At 57.6% G+C, this 21,750-nt stretch carries 15 protein-coding genes and 1 tRNA gene; 4 read left to right on the top strand and 12 right to left on the bottom strand.

Annotated features, from left to right (window positions below):
* Positions 1–120: 120 nt before the first annotated feature.
* The 10 genes from HMPREF2562_RS03680 to HMPREF2562_RS03635 all read right to left on the bottom strand — a co-directional run bounded on the left by HMPREF2562_RS03680 (position 121) and on the right by HMPREF2562_RS03635 (position 12,822).
* A tRNA-Arg gene (locus HMPREF2562_RS03680) sits at positions 121–193 on the bottom strand.
* Positions 194–286: 93 nt separating this feature from the next.
* Complete coding sequence (locus HMPREF2562_RS03675; protein ID WP_070549632.1) at positions 287–1,078, bottom strand: ABC transporter ATP-binding protein; 792 nt, start codon at positions 1,076–1,078, stop codon at positions 287–289.
* A complete protein-coding gene (locus HMPREF2562_RS03670) occupies positions 1,078–2,253 on the bottom strand; it encodes a FecCD family ABC transporter permease (RefSeq protein ID WP_070549631.1) in 1,176 nt (391 codons plus the stop codon). Before HMPREF2562_RS03670 ends, HMPREF2562_RS03675 begins: the two co-directional genes overlap by 1 nt.
* Positions 2,254–2,283: 30 nt before the next feature.
* Entirely contained in the window at positions 2,284–3,486 is a 1,203-nt protein-coding gene (locus tag HMPREF2562_RS03665; RefSeq protein WP_070429338.1) for an ABC transporter substrate-binding protein, read from the bottom strand.
* Positions 3,487–3,655: 169 nt separating this feature from the next.
* A complete protein-coding gene (locus HMPREF2562_RS03660; RefSeq protein WP_070429339.1) occupies positions 3,656–4,108 on the bottom strand; it encodes a MarR family winged helix-turn-helix transcriptional regulator in 453 nt (150 codons plus the stop codon).
* Between the two features lie 71 nt (positions 4,109–4,179).
* Positions 4,180–4,671, bottom strand: coding sequence for a MarR family winged helix-turn-helix transcriptional regulator (locus tag HMPREF2562_RS03655; RefSeq protein WP_049172025.1), 492 nt, complete (start codon positions 4,669–4,671; stop codon positions 4,180–4,182).
* Positions 4,672–4,685: 14 nt separating this feature from the next.
* A complete protein-coding gene (locus HMPREF2562_RS03650; protein WP_070549630.1) occupies positions 4,686–7,343 on the bottom strand; it encodes an ATP-binding protein in 2,658 nt (885 codons plus the stop codon).
* 3 nt (positions 7,344–7,346) lie between these two features.
* Entirely contained in the window at positions 7,347–8,522 is a 1,176-nt protein-coding gene (locus HMPREF2562_RS03645) for a metallophosphoesterase family protein (RefSeq protein WP_070429341.1), read from the bottom strand.
* 2 nt (positions 8,523–8,524) lie between these two features.
* The gene (locus HMPREF2562_RS03640) at positions 8,525–9,583 is read right to left on the bottom strand and encodes a hypothetical protein (RefSeq protein ID WP_070429342.1); all 1,059 of its coding nucleotides are present in this window, start codon (positions 9,581–9,583) and stop codon (positions 8,525–8,527) included.
* Complete coding sequence (locus tag HMPREF2562_RS03635) at positions 9,583–12,822, bottom strand: DEAD/DEAH box helicase (RefSeq protein WP_070549629.1); 3,240 nt, start codon at positions 12,820–12,822, stop codon at positions 9,583–9,585. The genes HMPREF2562_RS03640 and HMPREF2562_RS03635 overlap by 1 nt, the downstream gene beginning before the upstream one ends.
* 578 nt (positions 12,823–13,400) lie before the next feature.
* On the opposite strand from HMPREF2562_RS03635, the gene putP reads away from it, so the two are divergent.
* From putP to HMPREF2562_RS03620, 3 genes are all read left to right on the top strand, one after another.
* Positions 13,401–14,924 (top strand): sodium/proline symporter PutP, encoded by a 1,524-nt coding sequence (putP, locus tag HMPREF2562_RS03630; RefSeq protein WP_070546799.1) that lies wholly within the window; start codon positions 13,401–13,403, stop codon positions 14,922–14,924.
* Between the two features lie 97 nt (positions 14,925–15,021).
* Positions 15,022–15,663, top strand: coding sequence for an HNH endonuclease family protein (locus HMPREF2562_RS03625; protein ID WP_049172013.1), 642 nt, complete (start codon positions 15,022–15,024; stop codon positions 15,661–15,663).
* Between the two features lie 108 nt (positions 15,664–15,771).
* Positions 15,772–16,272, top strand: coding sequence for a hypothetical protein (locus HMPREF2562_RS03620; protein ID WP_049172012.1), 501 nt, complete (start codon positions 15,772–15,774; stop codon positions 16,270–16,272).
* A 176-nt stretch (positions 16,273–16,448) separates the two neighbouring features.
* Here HMPREF2562_RS03620 and HMPREF2562_RS03615 read toward each other — a convergent pair whose 3' ends face one another.
* Positions 16,449–18,620 carry a DEAD/DEAH box helicase gene (locus tag HMPREF2562_RS03615; RefSeq protein ID WP_083295695.1) on the bottom strand — a complete coding sequence of 724 codons (2,172 nt, stop codon included), beginning with the start codon at positions 18,618–18,620 and terminating at the stop codon, positions 16,449–16,451.
* 579 nt (positions 18,621–19,199) lie between these two features.
* Between HMPREF2562_RS03615 and HMPREF2562_RS03610 the strand changes: the two genes are divergently transcribed.
* On the top strand, positions 19,200–20,264 hold the full coding sequence (locus HMPREF2562_RS03610; protein ID WP_141744764.1) for a bile acid:sodium symporter family protein: 1,065 nt from the start codon (positions 19,200–19,202) through the stop codon (positions 20,262–20,264).
* Here the strand turns inward: HMPREF2562_RS03610 and HMPREF2562_RS03605 are convergent.
* Positions 20,261–21,643 (bottom strand): MFS transporter, encoded by a 1,383-nt coding sequence (locus HMPREF2562_RS03605; protein ID WP_070549627.1) that lies wholly within the window; start codon positions 21,641–21,643, stop codon positions 20,261–20,263. The two genes, HMPREF2562_RS03610 and HMPREF2562_RS03605, sit on opposite strands and share 4 nt — an antisense overlap.
* Positions 21,644–21,750 lie beyond the last annotated feature (107 nt).

Raw genomic sequence — 21,750 nt, 5'->3', positions numbered from 1 at the left:
GGAAAAGACACACTTTTCTTTACTTAACCCTGGCCCGCTTCCGCCAGGTACACCCGAAACAAAAATCCCTCAAGCAACCAGGCGAATCTAATCGAACCTAACCGCTTAAGGGATAAGACGTGCCCCCGAGAGGAGTCGAACCTCCGACCTTCGGTACCGGAAACCGGCGCTCTATCCACTGAGCTACGGGGGCGTGTGGCACAAGCACAACAAGTGCAACGAGAAAAGATGTTACCACTTGGCTGGGGCGATTAGCGAAATGCCCCGCACCCCAGCCAAATCCGCACTATGCGGCCTCAGAAACCTGGTCTTCCTCAATAGGACACACCACAGGAACGCCTCCATCATTAAGCACGCGGGCTCGAATTCCATAGACGCGGGCCAAAAGATCCGGTGTGAGAACGTCAGCAGGACTCCCCTGGGCAACCACGTGGCCGTCGTGAAGCATGACAAGCTCATCGCAGTAGCGGGCTGCGAGATTGAGATCGTGGATTGCCACGAGCGCCAAGGAGCTCCGTGAGGCGACTTCCGCGCGGACGAGCTGTAGGAGTTCCACCTGGTGGCGCAGGTCGAGGGCGGAGGTGGGTTCGTCGAGAAGCATGACCTCGGGATCGCGGACAAACATCTGCGCGACGGCGACGAGCTGACGCTGACCGCCGGAGAGCTCGCCGACGAAGCGGTCGGCAAGGTGCTCAATACCAACCTTCCGGAGAACCGCCGCAGTATGCTCAATCTCGGAGCCGCGCACGCGCAGACGCCCGGCGCGCCGGCCAGAGACCAGTACCGATTCGAATGCGGTCAGCGAGGCACTTGCTGGCAAATCCTGGGGCACGTAGCCGACGACATCGCGCAGTTCGGAGCCGATGACCCGCTCAGTGTCACGGGTCAGCACAATCTCCCCGGACATGGGCTTTCGAATCCCCGCCAGGGTGGTCATCAGTGTGGACTTACCCGCAGCGTTTGGCCCGAGCAAACCCGTCACCGTACCCGGCTTCAGCGTGCGCATCGACGCCCCGCGCAGCACCTTCCGCTTGCCATAGCCTGCAGCTACTTCGTTGACATCGAGAAATACGCCCATTAGTTCCACACCGTCCTCTTACGCAGGAAAACCAAACCGACAAAGAATGGGACACCGACGATTGCGGTAATGATGCCAATCGGCACTGCCACACCCGGCACCACCGTGATGGATACCGCATGAGCTGCCGCAAGCAGCGCCGCACCTGCTGCCATCGATGCCGGGGCAAAGAAGCGCTGTTCTTCACCGACCAGCATGCGCGCAATGTGTGGGCCGACCAGTCCGATGAAGCCGATGATGCCGGCAAAGGCCACTGCGGTTGCCGCCAGCAGCGAGGCTACAATCAGCGTCGCAATGCGCAGCCTATCCACATTGATGCCCACGGCTTTTGCGCGGGCATCGCCAAGCCGCAACACCGTCAGCGCCCACGCATAGCGAATGGTGAACGGAATGGCGATCAGCAGCGCCGCCGCAATAATGCCGTTGGCCACCCAGTTCGCGCGCTGTAGCGAGCCCATCGTCCAGAACACAATCTGCTGGAGCGCCTCGGTAGTCGCGCGGTATTGCAACAGCGCCAACAGCGCTTGGAATAGAAACACCAGACCAATACCCAGCAGAATCATCGATTCCTTACCCGAGCCGCGCCATACCGACGCCGCCGCCACAATCGCCACCGCGATGACGGATGATACCCAGGCCACGGCCGCCAGGTTGAACTGCGCATGCGGAATAATCACCCAGCCCAGCACAATCGATGCCGCCCCACCGAACGCCGCTGCAGCCGAAATACCGAGGGTAAACGGCTCCGCCAGTGGGTTGTCGAGGATTGTCTGCATCTGTGCACCGGCAAGCGACAGCGCTGCACCAATCAGCACTGCCATCACTGATGCAGGAAGGCGCAGCTTCCACAGCACCGTACGAGTGGTTTCATCAACGTCATTCGGGCTCACGATACCCCGCACGACATCCCCCACACTCAGTGACATCGGCCCCACGATCGTCGCTACTACAAACGCGCACACGGCCAGCCCCACCAGCACCGCAATAACGGCAATCTTCCGGGCGGAGCGTCGTCGGTACTGTCGCGCAGAGTCGTAGGTCGTGCTTGACGACGGACACTCGTGCTGTTCGGTGGCGGGCTGCGACTCTTGACCTCCACTGCCGTTGGTGGAGGTGGACTCGCGGGGTTCGTCGTCAAGCCCTGACGCGGGAGCGTGCAGATTGGTGTAAGTCATCGGATTCCTTCTTCGATGGTGGAAGATGGGTTACTTGGTCGGCTCCAGCGCGGTGAAGAAGGTGCCGCTGAGTTCGAAGGGCAGGTAGTCCTTGTGGAACTTGGCGAAGTCAGCGACCGGGTCGAGGTCAGCGAACTCCTCTGGGTGAATCCACTTGGCGAATTGCTCGAGCGCGAAGACGTTGTACGGCGAGTCGTAGAACTGGTGGAAGGCGGCGTACAGATCACCCTTCTTCGGCGCGGTCAGGGTGTCAAAACCCGGAGTCTTCAGCAGGCCTTCCAGAGTGCGCTGTGCGGTCTCTGGGGTGGCGGTGTAGCCGAGTTCGACGTGTGGCAGCACTTCCGGCTTCTTCGGATCGAGCGCCCAAGAACCACCGGTGGCGATGATCTTCTCCGGCTGGACGGACAGGACCTTCTCTGCGGTCACGTCGCCCGATTCGGTGTCGAGGAGGCTGTCTCCGAGGTTCTCACCGCCGGCTGCTGTGACAAGGTCACCGAGGTTGGACTTGTTGACGGTCGAGCAGCAATCCTTGAGACCGGCTGCTCGCCAGACGAAGGTCTTTGGCTTGTCTTCGAGCTTGGCGGCACGTTCGGTGATCTCGTTGACGCGCTTTGTGTAGAAGTCGGTGAACTTCTTGGCATTGTCCTGCTCATCGACGATCTGGCCGAGGAGCTCGACGGACTTGGCGGTATTCTCCAGGGGCTTTTGCCGGAAGTCGGTGAATACGTACTTCAGACCTGCCTGATCGAGCTTGGTGAGGAAACCGGACTGCTCCGCGGCCTTCTTGTGGTCAAGGGTCATGACGACCACGTCTGGGTCGTGGGAGATGAGGTTTTCAACTGTGACATCGCCCTTGGCGATATTGCCGATGGTCGGCATGTCTTTCAGCTCGGGGTTCGTCTCGAAAAGCTTGGTTTCAAACGACGGTGCGCCCGAATGCAAATCGCTGCCCATGGCGACAACGTGGTCACCCGGGTTTTCTTGGTCAAGCATCGCGGTGACAAACATGGCGCGGCCTTCACCGAGCACGACTCGTTCTGGCTGCTTGTCGAAGGTCACAGTGCGACCTGCGACATCAGTGACAGTGAGTTCTCCTTTGTTGTCGGCAGCCTCGTTCGACTCTGCGTCCGCACCGCATGCTGTAGCGACGAAGCTCAGCGCTGCACACCCGATTGCGGCCAGAGTTTTGGTCTTTGGCGCGGTTTTAGCCTTGGCGAAAATATTGACTCTCATGCGTTTCAGTTTCTGCCTTGTTTATTTCTGCGTAATTTTTGGTACTTAGGGTGCACAAAGAGAAGTGAACAGTCACCCCTTTGCTTTAGGCACGCCTTACCTTACAGCTTGAAACGTAGAGAAAAAAGCGCCCTGCTAGTGGTTGTTTTACTAGCAGGGCGTGGAAGCCTTACTTCCTTTCGAGAACCGACTGGAAGCACCTCAGCATCACTTCGCGGTCTTCATTAGCAAGTGGTGAAATAACTTCCTGGCGAACGGTGTCTACGTAATCCGGCGCCGCTTCGGCAAACACGTGTCGACCAACACCTGTTAGGACGACGACATAATCCGAGTCCGGGTCTTCGCCGTGATCTTCGGTGTGAATAAATCCGCGCTTTTCCAATCTGTTGGTATGCAGCAGCGCGCGGGGGTGGTTCCACTTCAGTCGATCACAAATATTGTCAACATGCAGAATCCCATCCTCCACCTCATGCAAAGCGATGAGCAGGGTAAAGTCAGCGAACGTCAGCCCGGTGCGAGTGCGTAGGCTCCGCTCAATATTGCGCTCTACCTCGCGAAAAGCAGCTACCATCGACTGCCAAAAGAGCTGTTCATCATCACTCAGCCATTCAAATGAGTTCATACTGCTCTAGGCTAATGGTGAGAGCCTCGAAGCGGAGACAAATGAGAAAACACTCACAGAAAAACTTTTGACTACTCTGCTTTTCCGTCGACGGAATCGGTGACCGCAGCATTGGCGGTCGCTGCAATCTTATCGAGCACAGCGGAAATCCCCTGATAGTCGATATTTTCACCGAGCACGTCAAACAAGACATGACGTACAAGCTTCACATGGTTCGGCGCCGCCTTCTCAATCACGGTTCGACCGTGTTCAGTAAGCGTGACATCGATACCACGGTTATCGCAGGCGCAGCGTTCCTTAGTTACTAGTCCACGTCGCTCCATGCGAGTAATTTGGTGCGACATTCGGCTGCGGTCCCATTCCAGGGACTCACACAGGGTGCGCATGCGCACAACATTGTCTTCAGCCTCGGAGAGAACAACCAGAACCGAAAAATCTGCAGTGGAAATATCGAGAGAATCTTGCAGCTGAAGGTCAATTGACCTGTCAACGGCCCGTTTAGCGTTCAGAATTGAGCGCCATAACCGCTGCTCTTCATCACTTAACCACGGAACATCTTGCATATGTACAGAGCCTACTATCTTGAAACCAAATCCTGAATTTTCATAAATTCCGCTCCTGTCACGCGATCAAAACGGGCTTCATCGCACGTCAGGACTAATACCTGCATATCGCGCCCCGCTTTGGCAAGAGCATTATTCATCCGCCGCAAACGGTGTTCGTCTGAATAACCTAACGCATCATCAATAATCACCGGAGCGCCTTGGCCGCCCTCCAGGACACCGGCAACGGCCAAGCGCAGCAGAATGTCCAGCTGCTCCTGCGCTCCACCAGATAGTTCATCGACATCGAACTTGCCATCGGCATTAGACCGTGACTCAATCTGCAAGTCCTCATTCATCGTGAACTGGGTTCCCGCACCGAACACACCGCCGCCGTACTCTTCGAGCTTGCGGAGCAAGGGGTCAGCCAGCGCATTCCGCGATGCCGCACGTGCCTGTGTCATTACCTCCATAAGAGTCTTGGCGGCGGCTGCACGGCGACGCATCGAGTCCCGATCTCGCTGTGTTCGCTCCACTACCCCCTCAGCAGCTGCCAGCTTCTCATTCGCGCTGTCGAAATAGTCCAAGTGCACCCGAATCTCTTGCCGGCGCTTTTCCAGCTCAGCCAGGCGATTCTCAACTGCATCCCGTCGCTGCTTAGCGCCCGCGAGCGATGCTTCCACGTCGTCGGCATCCCGCTGCGCCAGCTCTTTCAGAGCCGTAGCCAGCTGCTCTTCTGCCGCCTCATAGTCCTTGCCTCGGTTTTCCACCGCAGCAAAGATCTCGGCATCCGAGGCTTTTTCTCGCGCCGTCGTGAGCGAATCTTCGCGGACCTTCAGGACGGACCGAGCCCCTTCAAGCTCGCTGCTGGCCTTCGTATAGTTGGCGTGTGCAGGACGCTTTTCCAGCTTCGACAAGCGCATATCGGCATTGTCACGCTTCGACTCGGCATCCCTACGCCCCGCTGCAGCTTCTTCCAACCGAGCCTTCGCCGCTACCAAGTCAATCTCCGTCGGCGCATCCTCGCCCGCAAGTGCCCGATACCGCTCGCCCTGTACTCGTGCTTCTTCCTTCGCATCGTCCAACTCTGCGGTGAGCTGGTGATACTCCACACCGTCGGACACCGCAGTTATGGATGTCTCCACCTGGAATCTTGCTTTTTCCGCTTCACGACGTCGTGTGTGTGCCTCTTGTGCTTCCGCGACGGAATCAGCGCCTGCCGCCTCAAGCTGTTCCTTGAGCGATATCTCTGCTTTTTCTAGCTTGCGCTGCTGCGAATCTGAGCCGTCTCCGGGCTGAACAGCAACCGTGACGTCGCCAACTTCGATGGCCAACGGCTTAGTAACCGCACGTTGAACTGTCTCAGCCTCCGGAGCTAGCCCCACTTTCTCGCCGTCGACTGTGACCTCCTGCGCACTACTAGCCGAGAGCTGCACACTCGGGCTCGACGCCTCCAGCACAGCGGTGGCTGTTGCAACTTCGCGTTCGCAGGTCAACAGTTTTTCCAGTACCTCCTCGGTAACGGAATTTCGTGCAATTACCTCCTTGTGCTCTGCCAATTGTGCACGGAGCTCATCGAGCTTCTCCACTCGCTTCGACAGAGCTTCGACCAAGCTGCGCTTCTCCCCCAATGCGACTTCAGCTGCAGCCAGCTCTTCTGCTTTTCGAGCTTCGCGGTACGCGGTCACAACCGCATCGCGATTTTCCTGCGCCTTCTTTAAAGCTGCGACCTCCTTATCGAACGCTTCCTTAAGTTCAGCAACTTTCTTCTCTGTGGCGGAATGCTGATCCCTGGCATCTTGTGCCTGCTGAATGAAGGTTTCGCGCTCTTGCTGAGCCTGTTTAGCTAAGTCCAGCTTCTGCTTCGCCGCTGCAGAGACCTCCTGTGCCTGGGACACGGCAACCCTGAACTTTTCGAGTTCTTCGAGTGCCTGCGCCCAATGCTCGACTTCGTTTTTGGCTTCTGGCAACGATGCCCGCTGCGTGTGTTGGCTTTCTTCATTACGAGCAGCTTCCTCATTGAGCGCTTCGAATTCCCGGACCTTTTTCGCCGCTTCGTCGCGCACCCGCTGGGCTTCCGCCAGCTCCTTGTCTACGTCGGTAAGCTGCTTGCGCTCTTTGCCATTTTTTTGGAAATAGTTGCCGTATTCAGCTTCAACGGCTTCAAACAGACCTACCTCTTCTGCGGTTTCCGCGCGCTGCCCCGATGCCGACTGCAGTGCGCTTGTGACCTGCGCATAACCGCCCAAGGAGAGTGTCTTTTGCGCTTGTCCCTGTTCAGCAACGAAAACCTGCCACAGGTTCTTGGTGTCCGCATTGTGCATTCGGGCGGCCAGCCACTCTTCCGCCTGGTCATCTTTAAGAACCTCGGCTGTCGGCGAGTGGACGGTGACGATTGTGCCGGTGTCCTTGGTGCTACCAAAGATCTTGTCCAGCGTAAATTCGTAGCCGTCAAGCTCCAGACGGAGCTTAACCTGCGGCTTTTCCTGGCTGGAGTGACTGTTCAGACTAAGCGCTTCGCTTGACCTGGACTTCCATTTTGTCGTCAGCGCAACGTGAATAGCTTTGGCGATTGTCGTCTTACCCGACTCGTTTTCACCGGAAATCACTACCACGCCCCGCTCGGCTAGCCCTGTGATTGAGAGTGAATCAATCGCACGTACATTGTGTAATTCGATGTCGTGAAAACGCATGATTTATTCCTTCTCTCCTGCCAGGCGGGCCAGCAAGCGAAGCGCATCGGCTGCTGCGGTGGTTTCAGATTCTGATAGGGGGCTACCGCTCTCGGTTCGTCCCTTACTCAAGACCGTTAGTTTTTCTGCAGCTATGAGCGGATAACCGGTGAGATTGAGATTAGAGATATCCCCCTCGGACGGAACCACCGTCAAATCGGAGCCACTTTCCCGGCGATAAAGTGCAGCGAAAAGCTGTTGATACTGCTCAAGTCGGTTTTCAAAGGTAGTCGACTCTGACAGTGTCACGGTTCCTCGCAATGAATACTTCACCGCTGTGTCTGTCTTCGCCTCGATACCGTCCAGTTCAGCAAAGAACTCATCGAGGTCTTCCGCGCCAGTGATATCCATGTCTATGGCATGAAAAGCCCACTGCCCCACTCGGTGGGAGGCCACGGTAACTGAGCCTTTTTCGGGGCCGCTCTCTACAATGTCGACGACGAGTGCATTGCCGGAATCCCGTTCTTTGTCGTCGTACGCTGTGGTTTCGTGTGCGCCGGAGAAATAAACTCTGCCAGCATGATCGAGTTGGCTCGTGGAGTGGGAATCCCCCAGCGCAACATAGTGCAACGCCCCGCGGTCAATAGCTTGTTCCAAGCTGGTCAGATCAATGGTGGCTCCTGCATCAGCACCAAAGCCTTCTACTTGGCCGTGTGCGACCATCACTCGGATTCCATCGGCGGGCTCAAGCTCCGTGGCTATTTCCGCCACGATGTCGTCTGCCGAATACTTGCCGCGCACTGGCACACCGATGAGTTCCACCCCGTCACGGATTGCAATGGGCGCGCTGTCGCGAATTACGTAAACTCCTCGGTCTTCCAAAGATTCGAAAGCACTACGTCGATAAATGGAAGAAGCATCAAGCGCATCATGGTTGCCGGGTAGGAAATACACCGGCACGGGTAGCTTGGCGATTCGCTCAAGAGCCCGCAAAAACACCTTGTCCGGCAATGTGTTGGAATCGAACACGTCTCCAGCGACGACAATGAACTCAGCGCCTTCGCTAATCGCCAACTCGCCGATGCGATCGATGGCGTTGAGTCGACTTTCGTGGAACCTAGCTTGGGCTTCACCGCCGTCGAGCTCTAGGAACCACCGAGTCATTCCCAGTTGCCAATCTGAGGTGTGAATGAATTTCATGACTAGCGCTCCTTTTGTCCCAGGCTCAGCGATTCCTGCAGATGTTGCCAACAATCTTCCAAATCAGCGACTGCACGAATGGTCTCTCTCGAAATTACGCAGGTTGGCTGCAATGCTTCATGCAGCAAACTGCGGTCGGTAACTGTTAGTGGGTCAATAACCTCGAGCGAAGGAACACTGACTCGTTCCAAATCATTGCCCCAGTAGTCGGCTTCGACAGCGAAAAGTTCGGCAACCTTCTTCTGCTCGTTGTCACCGCTATCTTTTCCACCAGCGTCATTCGACTTCTGGGCGGTTTTATTGGGATTCTCCCGAACCGCGCCACCAAGCCCGAGGCGCTTCGGCGCAGTCCGGTTTCGCAGCTGTGTTAGTTCCTGAAGCCGGCGTTGCAATTCGCGCTGCGGATAATCGCGCAGCTGTAGTAGCGACAGCGGATCGCGGTCGATATCAGCGACAAGTTGAGCGGCAACTGCAACGGTGTGCTTACACACAGGTGCCGGGTCCGGGCAGGTGCATTCGCTGTAAATGTGCTCTTCGCCATCGCACAACAGCATTTCCATCTGCTCATACGGCAACTCGCCGTGCTCAAACTCTGTGAAGGCCGACGGATTGTTCACCAACCACCGCAGTACGTCGTCAGTTTGTTTCTGCTCCCGCCGTGGGAACCGAATAAAGACTGAAAATGGTTCCGGCTGGCTGCCCTGCACTTCACCGATGATGTAGCCATCCGCGATTCGAAGCCCCAGCACATTGCCGTCGAACCTGTACTTCTCACCTCTGTGAACACGACCCGAATCAGCGCCACGGATGATGAACTCCCACACCCACCGGGCAAAAGTAGTACGTGGCTCGACCGCCACGCGCGCTGCGGTTCCACGTCGCTGCTGTCCGGTAAATGCACCAGCCCAGTCCTGGGTGGCCAGGAGCTTTTCAATCGTCGAGCTGGTTGCTGGCGCGCTTCGCGCCGTAGTCCTTTTACGACCACGCTTTCCAGAGGGCCCCTTGCCAAACTCGGCAAAGATGACATTGTCGCCCCATGTCACGTCTCCGTCACCGGCCATCAGTACCACCTCTTCTGGCCCCTAAACGGGGTCACATTGTTGGGAATCGAATCGTCATCCGAGATTGTGGAGTCCGATGCCGTGCCCTCCGGGTTCACCCCATCGGTCACCGTCCCACCGGACTTTGACTCCGCTGCGTCCATCGATTCACGCAGTGACTGAATCTTGTCCTTGTCCAATTGCCACAGAGACCGCAAACGGTGAAAGTCCATCTCCGTCAGCTTGGTTTCACCAGCGCGCACAACCGCATCCGCCAATTCTGCCTTCTCGAAAATCAGCTCGTCGATACGCTCTTCAAGCGTTCCCACACTGACCAGCTTGTGCACGTGTACGTCTTTACGCTGACCGATGCGGTAAGAGCGGTCCGTGGCCTGGTTTTCAACTGCTGGATTCCACCACCTGTCAATGTGAATGACGTGGTTGGCGGCAACCAGGTTGATGCCAACACCTGCCGCGAGAGTAGACAGCAAAATGATTGGTGGGCCGTCCGGGGCATTAAACTCTGCCACTACTTTCTCGCGCTGTGCCGGAGTCATTGCCCCTTGGATAAACGGAATGTCCACGCCCAGGCGCTTGCTGAAATGAGGGGCGAGCATCTTGCCGAACTCCACGAACTGCGTGAACACAAGCGCGCGTTCACCGTTTTGGACAATCTCATCGACGAGCTCTTCCAGCCGTGCAACCTTGCCCGAGCGATGCTGCCCATGATTAAGCAGCCCTGAGCCGTCGTGCTGGTAGTGCGCTGGGTGGTTGCAAATCTGCTTCAACTTCATGATGCCGCCGAGGATGATGCTCTTTCGCCCGAAGTTGCCAGAGCGATTCCGCTTCGAGCGCTTGAGCTTGTCCTCGATGTCCTTCACAGCTTCCTGATACAAGAAAGCCTGCTCCGTCGTGAGAGGAACCATCTCCACCTGCTCATTCTTCTTGGGCAGGTCCGGCGCAATAGCTGGATCCGACTTGAGTCGGCGCAGAATAAAAGGTGCTGTAATCGACTGCAATTGCAGTAGCATTTCCGCATTCCCATCACGCTCGATGGGAATCGCAAACTTGTTGCGAAATGCATTCGCCGACCCCAGCATGCCTGGATTACAGAAATCCATGATGGTGCGCAGCTCGCCCAAGTCGTTTTCCACCGGAGTACCAGTCATGGCGATGTTGTGCCGCGAGCCCAGGCTCCGCAGCGCTCTGGATACCTGGGCGTTGGGGTTCTTAATTGCCTGTGCTTCGTCAGCAATCACATGATCCCACTGCACTTGGGCGAGTTCGTTCACATCGCGGGTAGCAACACCATAGGTCGTCACAACAACATCGTGTTTTCCGATAAATTCTTGTAGTTCCCCACCATGAGGGCGGTTTGAACCATGCAGCAGCCCAACCTTAAGCTCTGGAGTGAACTTTGCCGCTTCTGCTGCCCAGTTGCGCAACACACCTGTCGGAACCACCAGCAGCGAAGTCTTGTGCCCTTGAGCCGTAGCATCTGCTTTCCGACGGCAGCGCTCATACTCCAACAGCGCCAGAATTTGCACAGTCTTACCGAGCCCCATGTCATCCGCGAGAATGACACCAAAGCCGCGGTTGGACATATCCGCCAGCCACTCCACACCGCGCTGTTGATACTCCCGCAGCTCACCGACAAAACTCGGTGGCACCTCGACCGACTCTGCGAGGGCCGTGGAACCGTCTGAGTACTTCGACACCAACGCCTTGAGCCAAGAGGGGTCCCTGGGGGCGACTGGCACTGCTGCTGGAGCTTGCGACTCTAAGCCACCGTCGAAGACCAGCTCTTTCAGGGTGGCTTGCCCCTTACCGGTTTCCTCCCCGGCCTTGGTCTGCTCCACCAAAAACTTCAGGGCTTCCCTAGCTACCTCTGGGTTCGCGTGCACCCAATGGTCTCGCAGATGCACTAGCCCCGTACTCGATGCAGCGAGCTCACGCATTTCCGCTTCCGTCAGTACGGCATCCCCCACGGCCAGCTTCCACTCGTAATCAACCAGTTGGTCAAATCCGAGTTTCGGTTCCGAACGGCGCCCAGCAGGCCCCGTCGGATCTAACTGGACGACTTCAGTGTGCAACTGCAGGGTGGTCTCCACTGACTTCCAGTTCGGCGGCAGCATCACATCGATATCAACCTTTGCCAGCTGCGAGATGCCATCAGTCATAAGCTCTATCAGCTGCTCTGAGGTCAGCAGCAGATCCAAGCCCGGGTGTCCCGCTGCTTTCGCATATTTGAGCGTTGGGAATGCCTCCTGTGCCGCCAATAGCTGCGGGCGAAGCAGCGACAGCACGGACCGGCGACACATTTCTGGATTCAGGCGCTCCGGAGCTGCGACGCCGATGCGGTAGTACATCCGCAATGGCCATAGAGTCTCATGTTCCACCGCAGCTGAACGAGGATTGAAGCGAGTTACTGAGCCGCCTTCTTCATCCGCTCGATTCCGCAACTCCAACAGCTGCGGAAGATCCACATCCGGCAAGTCTTCCAGCTGGCCTTCAAAACCAACAGGTTCCTGCACCATTAGCTGCAGACGAACATCCTCACCATCGGCCGACAGCCTCCACTTTGCCAGTGACTGCGCCACCCCCGGCGTCGCACGCCCCAGGGACTGAGACTGCAACAACGACCGCACGAAACTCTGCCGCTGTTCTGCCGGTTCATCCAGATCGGCCAGAAGCGCGTTGGTGACCCAATGAAACATCCGATTGATGAAATCCTCAGCCACCGTGGCGCCTCCGTTATCAATCAATACCGGTGGTGTACGAGAAATGACCTGACTCTGCCAAGCAATCTCACTCAGCCCCTCCGACATCCGCCACGTCGGCCACCACTCATTGTCTTCCCACGTCAGCGCCACCAATGCCCGCCCAGAGCGTGCGAAAGCATCCAATCCCTGTACAACATCCACAAAGAACCGAAGATCCGGTGCCATCGCCGCCGAGGAAACTTCCTCCTGCAATTGCACCAGTGCCGTCACCGCAGCCCATGGCGGGAACACCCATGTGGGTACCGCTTTCTCTACTGCCCGCCCCTTCGGTGTGCGCAGTTTTAGCGTCAGTTGCGCTCGACTCCCCTGGTCCAGCACTGCAAAAAGCCGACGCTGATGCGCCGGGACTTCCAGCAAATCCACGTCCGCAATAATCCGGTGCCCCTCTGGCCGCTCCACCCATAGGTGAAGACCCGAATCATCTTTCCAGACCGCGTGCAGCAGCAACGGCACCGCTGACTTAGCAACTTGGTCCATTACTTCCTCCCCACTGCTTGCTCAGTCATCACCGTCTAATCACCCGGCGACTTCGCCACCAGATATTTGTTCAATGAAGATTCTGCCACGCACCCCGGATCAGCTTTTCCACCACACCACAACATTAGCACGCATGTTCGAATTATGTATCTTGCAAAAATTACTCCTCCTCTACCCAAATACCCCTTTTCCCAGGTAATTTGTCGCACTTAACCGATTTTTAAAAGCTTTTTCAACGCTTCTTATCTTGCAATGCAGCGCATCACATGAAAACGTCGTATAGGCCACAAGAATTAAAAATGTGTGACTCGTGCAATAGTTCTGCCATGGTTCGCATGTGCCAGTAGGCTCCGATGACTGTCGAAGATAGTCCGGAAGCTGAAGCTGTGCTGAATCGCGAACCGCAGGTTCCACCGTGGACGTCGGCCACTTTTTGGCTCGATGCTGCCGCGTCGCTGTGAACGTCGTCAAGCAGACTTGATTAAGCGAAATTGAGTTGTGCGCCGAAAATGCTTTTTGGTGCGCTAGGTAGTGCGCGAGTCCGACTGTACGACTAATAAATAATGAGGAGTTGCCCTGTGGACCAACACACATGGTTCATCATCGCACTAGTCATTTATCTGCTGTTGATGGTCTACATCGGTTGGACCGGATGGAAAAAGACTGCAGAGTATGACGAATACATGATTGGCGGCCGCGGCCTACATCCGTTCGTCGCGGCACTGTCAGCGGGTGCATCGGACATGTCCGGCTGGCTGCTGATGGGTCTGCCCGGCGCGATTTACCTTTCGGGTCTGAACCAGACCTGGATTGCAATCGGCCTGGTCGCAGGCGCATGGCTGAACTGGAAGTTCACCGCACCACGCCTGCGTAGTTACACCAAGATTGCTCGTAACTCGATTACCGTGCCGTCGTTCCTGGAGAATCGTCTGCACGATACGTCGAAGGTGCTGCGCGTTGCCGCAGGCCTGATTATTTTGCTGTTCTTCACCTTCTACGTCTCCTCGGGCATGGTGGCAGGTGGCCGTTACTGGGAGTCGACGTTCGGTGGCAACTACCTCGTCGGCATGCTGTTGGTAGCGGCTATCACTGTCGCGTACACCCTGTTCGGTGGCTTCCTGGCGGTGTCTTACACAGACACGGTGCAGGGCATCATTATGTTCATCGCACTGCTGGCGGTTCCGACTGTCGGCATCATCTACCTAATCAACAATGGCAACTCCGCCTCGGACATCTTCAGCTTTGCTGCTAACAACCCCTACCCGGGCAGCGAGGGACAGCCGGTTGAGGCCTTCTTCGATCCGTTCGCTGGCATTCCGCTAATCACGATTATCGGTCTGCTCGGCTGGGGTCTGGGCTACTTCGGCCAGCCGCACATTATCGTTCGCTTCATGGCTCTGCGTAGTGCAAAGGACGCAACCGAGGGCCGCCGCTGGGGCGTTGGCTGGCAGGCACTGTGCATGCTCGGCTCCGTCCTCGTGGCGCTGACCGCAACTGTTTTCTTCGCTACGAACCCAGATGCTTCGGTCACTGATGCGTCTTCCTACGAGACCATCTTCCTGGACATGACCCGCATCCTGTTCCACCCGCTGATTGCAGGCCTGATTCTGACTGCAGTACTGGCAGCAATCATGTCCACCATTTCCTCGCAGCTGCTGGTGTCTTCCTCCGCGCTAATCGAGGACCTGTTCAAGGCAACGGTCAACAAGTCCCTGCGTCCGAAGACCTACATGGCTCTCTCCCGCGTCGCCGTCGCGCTGATCGCCATCATCGCCGCAATCATCGCTGCTAACCCGAACAGCTCCATTCTGGATCTGGTTGGCTTCGCGTGGGCTGGCTTCGGCTCGGCATTCGGCCCGGTGCTGCTGGCTGCCCTCTACTGGTCGCGCCTGAACACGCCAGGTGCTGCTGCCGGCATGATCACCGGTGCGGTTGTCTCCTTCGCATGGGGCATGAGCTCGCTCAGCGACACTCTCTACGAGATCGTCCCGGGCTTCGCCGCTGCAACTGTCGTGATGATCATTGTCACGCTGCTTACCAAGGAGCCGAACGAGAAAATCAAGGAAGAGTTCGACCACGCAGCAAAGCAGGCTCTGGTCTAACGCTTTGATCTAGGCTTGGCCTCCGCTAGCCCCGCAGGCTAGCCCCGGCGCATACCTACAAGGGAACCGAAAAAGTATTTTTCGCGCCCAACTAGGTATGCGCCCTTTTTTATTTGCCATCCTGGCCGCCTCCCTGACTGCCGCCTTTGTCTCATCCTTTGCGCTTACGCGAGTTCTCGTCACCTCCTCCCCCGCGGGCTCGGAGACGGAAGCCGTCGTCAAGCAACTGCGCACCGTACGCGTCGTCGCCGACCGCCCCACCGTCACCGGATACAAGCGCGAGCGCTTCGACGTCTGGGCAGGTTCTGCCGATTGCAATACACGCCATAAAGTGTTGGCGGCGTGGTTCGGGGGCTCTGCGTGTTCGCTTGACGACGGCTCCCCGCGCGAAATCCCTGACCCTTACACGGGTGACCCGGTTGGTGCGCATGAGGTCGATATCGACCACATTTATCCGTTGGCAGCGGCGTGGGATTTCGGAGCCTACGCCTGGGATCCCGAGAGGCGTCGGCAATTTGCCAACGATATCGAGACCAACCTCGTGCCCACGCGAAGCGCGGTCAACCGGGATAAAGGAGATGCCAGCCCGGCGGAATGGCTTCCCGAGGATGCGAAGGCGTGTGACTACTCGCATCGTTACTTAGCGGTGGCCATTAAATGGGACCTGCCCGTATCGTCGGCAGACTGGAAGGCGATGGCCACTGCGTGTGGAATCCGCGCGAGGAAAGGCACGAAATAGAGAAAATAGTGCGAGCACGTTAAGTTAAGGACTGGTCTTAATAAAGAAATATCCAGGCCACTCCTCGCTTGAACGCGAGGCCTACATTCAGTCGTGGAAAGGTAATACGTGCAAAACGTAGTTCTTATGGTTCACGTCCTGGCGGCAATTCTGCTGCTTGGACCGGTGACTGTCGCAATTTCGATGTTCCCGAAGCTCGCGCTTGCAGCCCGCGGCGGAGAGGCTGGAACGGTCGGCGCCGCGCGCACCATGCACGCCATTTCGCGCACCTACGGCATGTGGTCGCTGCTCGTGCCGCTGCTCGGCTTCGGTGTCATGTTCACCGATGTGTCGACCTACATGAAGTCCGGGGCAATGCACGCCGCAATTCTGCTGGCTATCATCGCCTGGGCACTGTTGTTCTTCCTGGTCATTCCGCGTCAGCGTCTGATGATGGCCGGCCTCGGCATCGCTGACGAAGACGAGGATGCTGACGATCCGGAGTTCATCGAGCGTCGCAAGAAGGCTGAAGAGCTCGACTGGGACAAGCAGAAGGGCCAGCTGGCTATGTTCTCCGGCATCTTCTCCCTGCTGTGGGTTGTCGCCGGCATCCTGATGTTCTTCATCTAGAGCTCACGCTCAGACACAATAAAACTGCCGGTGCGCCTGTACGTTTCGGCCCGACTTTTAGGGCTTGGAAGTACATGCGCACCGGCAGTTTTTTTATTTTCTAGGTCAGCGCCAAGGGCGGTCGTCGGTTGTCGCCTGACGACGCCCCCCCCCCCAGCTCACCTCACCTAGCAGGTTTAGCGGCGTCCGCCTCGGTAACCACCGCGACGGTCATCACGGCCACCACGGTAGCCACCGCGACCGCGACCGCCACCACGACGGTCATCGCGACCGCGACCACGGCCACCGAAATCGTCACCGTCATCGAAGTTTCCACGGTAGCCACCACGGCCACGGCCACCACCACGACGGTCATCGCGACCGCGACCACCACGGTATCCTCCGCGACCGCGGCCGCCATCACGACGATCGCCACGGTAGCCACCACGGCCACCGCGGTAGTCATCGCTGTCGTCGACCGAGGTGCCGTCGTCAAGCTTCAGCCCAATGAGCTGGCCGGAGATGCGAGTATCGGAGAGGTTGTTGATGACTTCTTGCGGCAGGTTGGCCGGCAGTTCGACCAGTGTGTGGTCGCCACGGATGTCGATGTGTCCGAAGTCCTTGGAGGACAGGCCACCCTCGTTGGCGATGGCGCCGACGATGGCACCCGGGCGGACGTGCTGGCGACGACCGACGCTGATGCGGTAGGTTGCGGTGCCCTCGCGGTCGAATTCGACCAGGTCAGCGCGCTTGCCCTGACCGCGCTCACCGCGGGAGCGACCATCGCGGCCACGGTTGCGGTCGCGGTCGAAACGATCACGGTCACGGTCGTTACGACGGCCACGCGGCGGTTCCTTCATTAGGAAGTCGCCCGACTGTGCCTGCGCAGCGATAGCGGCGGCGATATCAACCAGTGGGGTGTCGTGCTCTTCTGCGTACTCCTCGATGAGCTCACGGAAGACCGGAACCTGCGAATCAGCAAGCGCCTCGGTCAAGTCATCAGCGAACTTCTGCTTGCGAGAGTCGTTGACCTCATCGACGGTCGGCAGCTTCATCTCGTGCAGCTGCGACTTGGTTGCACGCTCAATCGAGCGCAGCAGGCGTCCCTCACGCGGGGTGACAAAGAGCAGCGCCTCGCCGGAGCGGCCAGCGCGGCCGGTACGACCGATGCGGTGGACGTAGGACTCGGTGTCGTGCGGAATGTCGTAGTTGACCACGTGGGAAATGCGGTCAACGTCCAGGCCACGAGCAGCCACATCGGTTGCCACCAGGATGTCCAGGCGGCCGTCCTTGAGCTGATCAATCGTGCGCTCACGGAGAGTCTGCGGGATGTCGCCGTTGATGGCAGCAGCGGAGAATCCGCGGGCACGCAGCTTCTCGGCGAGCTCCTCGGTCTCGTGCTTGGTGCGCACGAACATGATCATCGCTTCGAATTCCTCGACTTCGAGGATGCGGGTCAGCGCGTCCAGCTTGTTGCGGTGGCTGACCATCAGGAAGCGCTGGCGAATGTTGTCCGCAGTGCGAGTCTGGGACTTGACGGTAATCTCTTCCGGCTCCGTCAGGTACTGCTTGGACAGGCGACGAATCGCAGCCGGCATGGTAGCCGAGAACAGCGCGACCTGCTTGTCATCCGGGGTGTCGGCAAGAATGCGCTCGACATCCTCCTGGAAGCCCATCTGCAGCATCTCATCGGCCTCGTCCAGCACCAGGAAACGCAGGTCGGAAATGTCCAGCGAGCCCTTCTCCAGGTGGTCGATGACACGACCAGGCGTGCCGACGATAATCTGCGCACCTCGGCGCAGACCCGACAGCTGCACTCCATAGGACTGACCACCGTAGATTGGCAGGACCTGAATCTTGCCCAGGTGATCAGCAAACGACTGGAAGGAGTCCGCAACCTGCAGCGCCAGCTCACGGGTCGGAGCAAGCACCAGAGCCTGAGGTGCGCGGACGGAGCGATCAATGCGAGCCAGAATCGGCAGCGCAAACGCCGCGGTCTTACCGGTACCAGTCTGAGCCAGGCCGACGACGTCGCGGCCGCTCATCAGAGTCGGGATAGTAGCAGCCTGAATTGGGGACGGAGTCTCAAACCCAACCTTGCGAACTGCATTGACAATGTCATCCGGCAGCTCAAGCTCATCGAAGCCGACGGTGTCGTCGCCGTTGTCGTCTTTGTTCTTTTCGGCCTTCTTCTCGGCCTTTTCCTTGACCTCAGCCTTTTCGGTCTTTTCCTCAGCGGCCTTCTCTTCGACCACCGGTGCTTCCTCGGCCACTACATCCTCGGCCTTCACAATTGCGTCCTCGCGCTGGTTTTCGCGCTGATCCTCGCGATTTTCCTCGACGCTGCCATTCATTTCATTATTAGCCATTTGGGGCTCTTCCTGGGCCTTTTCGCCCGCACACTCAATATTCAACAGTTGATTACTCACAGTTGGGTCGCACATACATGACCCGCCCAATTTACGTTCTTGTTTTCAGTGCTCTCACGTCGGAATTGCGATGACATCGCTTCTCTTGCACATACTTCGAAAAATTGCGCCCAAACCCAATTCAGCTTTTACTTCCGAGGAGGGGCGCCCATCATGCACTATGCACTCTCAAGCGTTTCACCAGCGAATTTATACCGCTGCCAGATTCTCTGCGACATTGTCGTCAGGATTTCACACCGACTGCCCAGACTACGCCACCGTCGGTCAAAAAACCATTTCCCGTTAGCAAGGCCACAACACTAGGTGGTCGATTTCTTGGATGAGGCCCGGCGCTGGGGCCGACGTCAAGCGAGCACATTGCACCCACTTCGGGGTACCTATTTTGCAATTTCCTGGGGTGAGGTAGTTAACATTTTCCCTACACGTTTGTACACATATCAGCTATTTTCCGCCGTGGAACACCCACCGTTCGGCGGATTTTTGCAATTTCACAACGTATAAACCCAAGGTCACTAGAGAATGTCCAGCAATAACAACGCACCAGAAACGCAGCCGTCTTCGCCCCGGCAGTCCCCGCTAAAACCACATTCTCCCGAGGAGATTTCTGGGAATGGCAAGCAGGAAAATAAGGCACCGTCGAAGCTCTCGGCGATAATTGAGGTTCTCGGATTTCCGGGCTTTATTTTGGCGGGTTCGGCGCTGGCATTCTTCTTCCCCGCCCCGTTTACTCCGCTGACGGATTACATCACGTACTTCCTGATGATCATCATGTTCGCGATGGGCCTCACCCTGACCATCCCGGACTTTAAGCAGGTCGCTAAGCGCCCGTTGGCGATTCTCTTCGGCGTTATTGCGCAGTTTGTCATCATGCCGCTGCTGGCGATTGCCGTGGCTAAAGTCCTCGGACTCAACCCGGCACTCGCTGTTGGTCTGCTCATGCTGGGCTCTGTTCCGGGCGGCACTTCGTCGAATGTCATCGCATACCTGTCGCGTGGCGATGTCGCGCTGTCCGTCGCCATGACCAGTGTGTCGACACTGGTCTCGCCGATTATGACGCCGTTTCTTATGCTCGTGCTTGCCGACGCGCACACGGATGTCGACGGCCTCGGGATGGCCTGGAGCCTCTGCCAGACAGTCCTCCTGCCTGTGGTTGGTGGCCTGGTTATTCGCGTTGTGGCCGACTCGTTTATTAATAAGATCCTGCCGATTCTGCCGTGGATTTCCATTCTCGGTATCGGTGGCGTGGTCTTCGGTGCCGTGGCCAAGAACGCTGAGAGCCTGGCGAACATTGGCCTGATTGTGTTTGTGGCTGTGATCATCCACAACGTCCTGGGCTACGTGCTCGGCTTCTTTGCAGGCCAGCTGGTGGGGATGCCGACTGCGGGCAAGCGCACGGTGGCCGTGGAGGTCGGTACACAGTCCGCTGGCCTGTCCTCCGGTATGGCAGCGAAGTTCTTTACCCCGGAGGCAGCGCTTCCCGGCGCGGTGGCCGCTGTGGTGCATAACACTACTGGCGCTATCTACGTGGCTATTTGCCGAAAGCTCGATGAAGGCAAGGAAACTAGCAAATCCGCCTCTGCTTAAGCTGTTTTCGCTTCGGCTTCTTTGGCTCCGCTGTTCGACGAGTGGGCTGGTAGAGTCTCGCGCCCGAAGATCCAGCCCACCATTGCGACCAGCGAAATGACACCGCAAACAAAGAAACCGGCCTTGAACCCTGCGGCATCCACGATTGCGCCGACAATCAGCGGGCCGGAAATCGCTCCGAAGTCCTGAGCCATCTGGAAATTGGCGAGCACCTTTCCACCTTGGCGGTTGGCGCCGATGACGTCGGCAAGCACAGCCTGCTGCGATGGATTGATCATGCCAGCGCCGAAACCCGCGAGGACGGAGAGAATCAGTAGCGGAATGGCGCCGCTGCTAAATCCGATAGCGCCAGTGAATACGCCGTTGATAAACAGCCCTGTGATGAGCAGTGGGCGACGGCCAATGCGGTCGGAGAGACGGCCGGAAAACTGCAGTGCCGTAACATTGCCGAGTGCGAAGGCCGTCAGCGCAAAACCAGCTGTGGCAGTGGCGGCTACTGCCCCATCGCTGCCCGGTTCTGGTGCGCCGACATGGGAAAACGTTGCCGCGGCGAACAACGGGACAATCGCGACGCGCACGCCGAAGTTCGACCAGCCGTTGGCGAAAGCTCCGACTAGTGCGCTTCGATATGCCGAGTCGCGGATTGCCTCGGAGAACCTCAGCACCGGGGTTGTGCGCTTGGGCACTACGTGGCGAAGATGCTCTGCACTCAGCGACATACCGACCACAATCGTTGCCACAATCAGCGCGCCACCGTAAATGAAAAACGGCACCCTCATGCCCCATGCGCCCATTGCAGCACCAATGATTGGTCCAAAGACATTGCCCAACAGGAAGGCTGTGCCGTAGGCGGCCGAGCTCTTACCGCGGATCTCCGGCGGTGAAATCCGCACAATCAGCCCCATTGCCGAGACCGTAAACATCGTCGAACCGATGCCTCCGAGCGCACGAAACGCCAGCAGTTGCCAATATGTCTGCGCAACACCGACAAGCAAAGTCGAGAACGCGACAATACTGATGCCGGTTAGGTACGTGCGTCGATATCCGAGCTTCTCTACCAGTGAGCCCGATGCCGGCGCGAAGATTAGCCGGAAAATGGAGAACGAACTGACCACGAAGCTGGCCGCGAACACCCCCACATCGAAGCTGCGCGCGTACTGCGGCAAGATCGGTGCAATCAGACCGAAGCCCAGCGCAATGATGAACGCAGCGCTGACCAGAATCCAAATCTCTCGCGGAATCGGCTGTTTAGTCCCGTCTAATTCACCCTGCCAAGAATCCCGACCTTGTGGTTTGCTTCCCACCTCCGATGCGATATCCGGCTGAGATTCGCACTTTGCTTTACGACGAAGCAGGTCGCGCGAACGGGAAGCTGACAAGGTAACGGTCCTTTCTACTGTGCAAAAGAGAAAATAAGAAGCCCAAGAGTTCACCATAGCCCGATCTGCAAACAGTGACGATTACTAGAATGAGGCGCAATGACAGA

It is taken from the genome of Corynebacterium sp. HMSC077G07 (assembly GCF_001809225.1).
In the GTDB taxonomy this organism is placed as follows: Bacteria; Actinomycetota; Actinomycetes; order Mycobacteriales; family Mycobacteriaceae; genus Corynebacterium; species Corynebacterium jeikeium_D.
Note: the sequence above shows the minus strand (reverse complement) of the source record. Positions and strands in the feature narration are given on the sequence as shown.

What these genes read in the sequence shown, in the direction of transcription:
- HMPREF2562_RS03675 (WP_070549632.1), bottom strand. Translation starts at nt 1,078, where the DNA reads ATGGGCGTATTTCTCGATGTCAACGAAGTAGCTGCAGGCTATGGCAAG.
- HMPREF2562_RS03670 (WP_070549631.1), bottom strand. Translation starts at nt 2,253, where the DNA reads ATGACTTACACCAATCTGCACGCTCCCGCGTCAGGGCTTGACGACGAA.
- HMPREF2562_RS03665 (WP_070429338.1), bottom strand. Translation starts at nt 3,486, where the DNA reads ATGAGAGTCAATATTTTCGCCAAGGCTAAAACCGCGCCAAAGACCAAA.
- HMPREF2562_RS03660 (WP_070429339.1), bottom strand. Translation starts at nt 4,108, where the DNA reads ATGAACTCATTTGAATGGCTGAGTGATGATGAACAGCTCTTTTGGCAG.
- HMPREF2562_RS03655 (WP_049172025.1), bottom strand. Translation starts at nt 4,671, where the DNA reads ATGCAAGATGTTCCGTGGTTAAGTGATGAAGAGCAGCGGTTATGGCGC.
- HMPREF2562_RS03650 (WP_070549630.1), bottom strand. Translation starts at nt 7,343, where the DNA reads ATGCGTTTTCACGACATCGAATTACACAATGTACGTGCGATTGATTCA.
- HMPREF2562_RS03645 (WP_070429341.1), bottom strand. Translation starts at nt 8,522, where the DNA reads ATGAAATTCATTCACACCTCAGATTGGCAACTGGGAATGACTCGGTGG.
- HMPREF2562_RS03640 (WP_070429342.1), bottom strand. Translation starts at nt 9,583, where the DNA reads ATGGCCGGTGACGGAGACGTGACATGGGGCGACAATGTCATCTTTGCC.
- HMPREF2562_RS03635 (WP_070549629.1), bottom strand. Translation starts at nt 12,822, where the DNA reads ATGGACCAAGTTGCTAAGTCAGCGGTGCCGTTGCTGCTGCACGCGGTC.
- HMPREF2562_RS03625 (WP_049172013.1), top strand. Translation starts at nt 15,022, where the DNA reads ATGCGCCCTTTTTTATTTGCCATCCTGGCCGCCTCCCTGACTGCCGCC.
- HMPREF2562_RS03615 (WP_083295695.1), bottom strand. Translation starts at nt 18,620, where the DNA reads ATGGCTAATAATGAAATGAATGGCAGCGTCGAGGAAAATCGCGAGGAT.
- HMPREF2562_RS03610 (WP_141744764.1), top strand. Translation starts at nt 19,200, where the DNA reads ATGTCCAGCAATAACAACGCACCAGAAACGCAGCCGTCTTCGCCCCGG.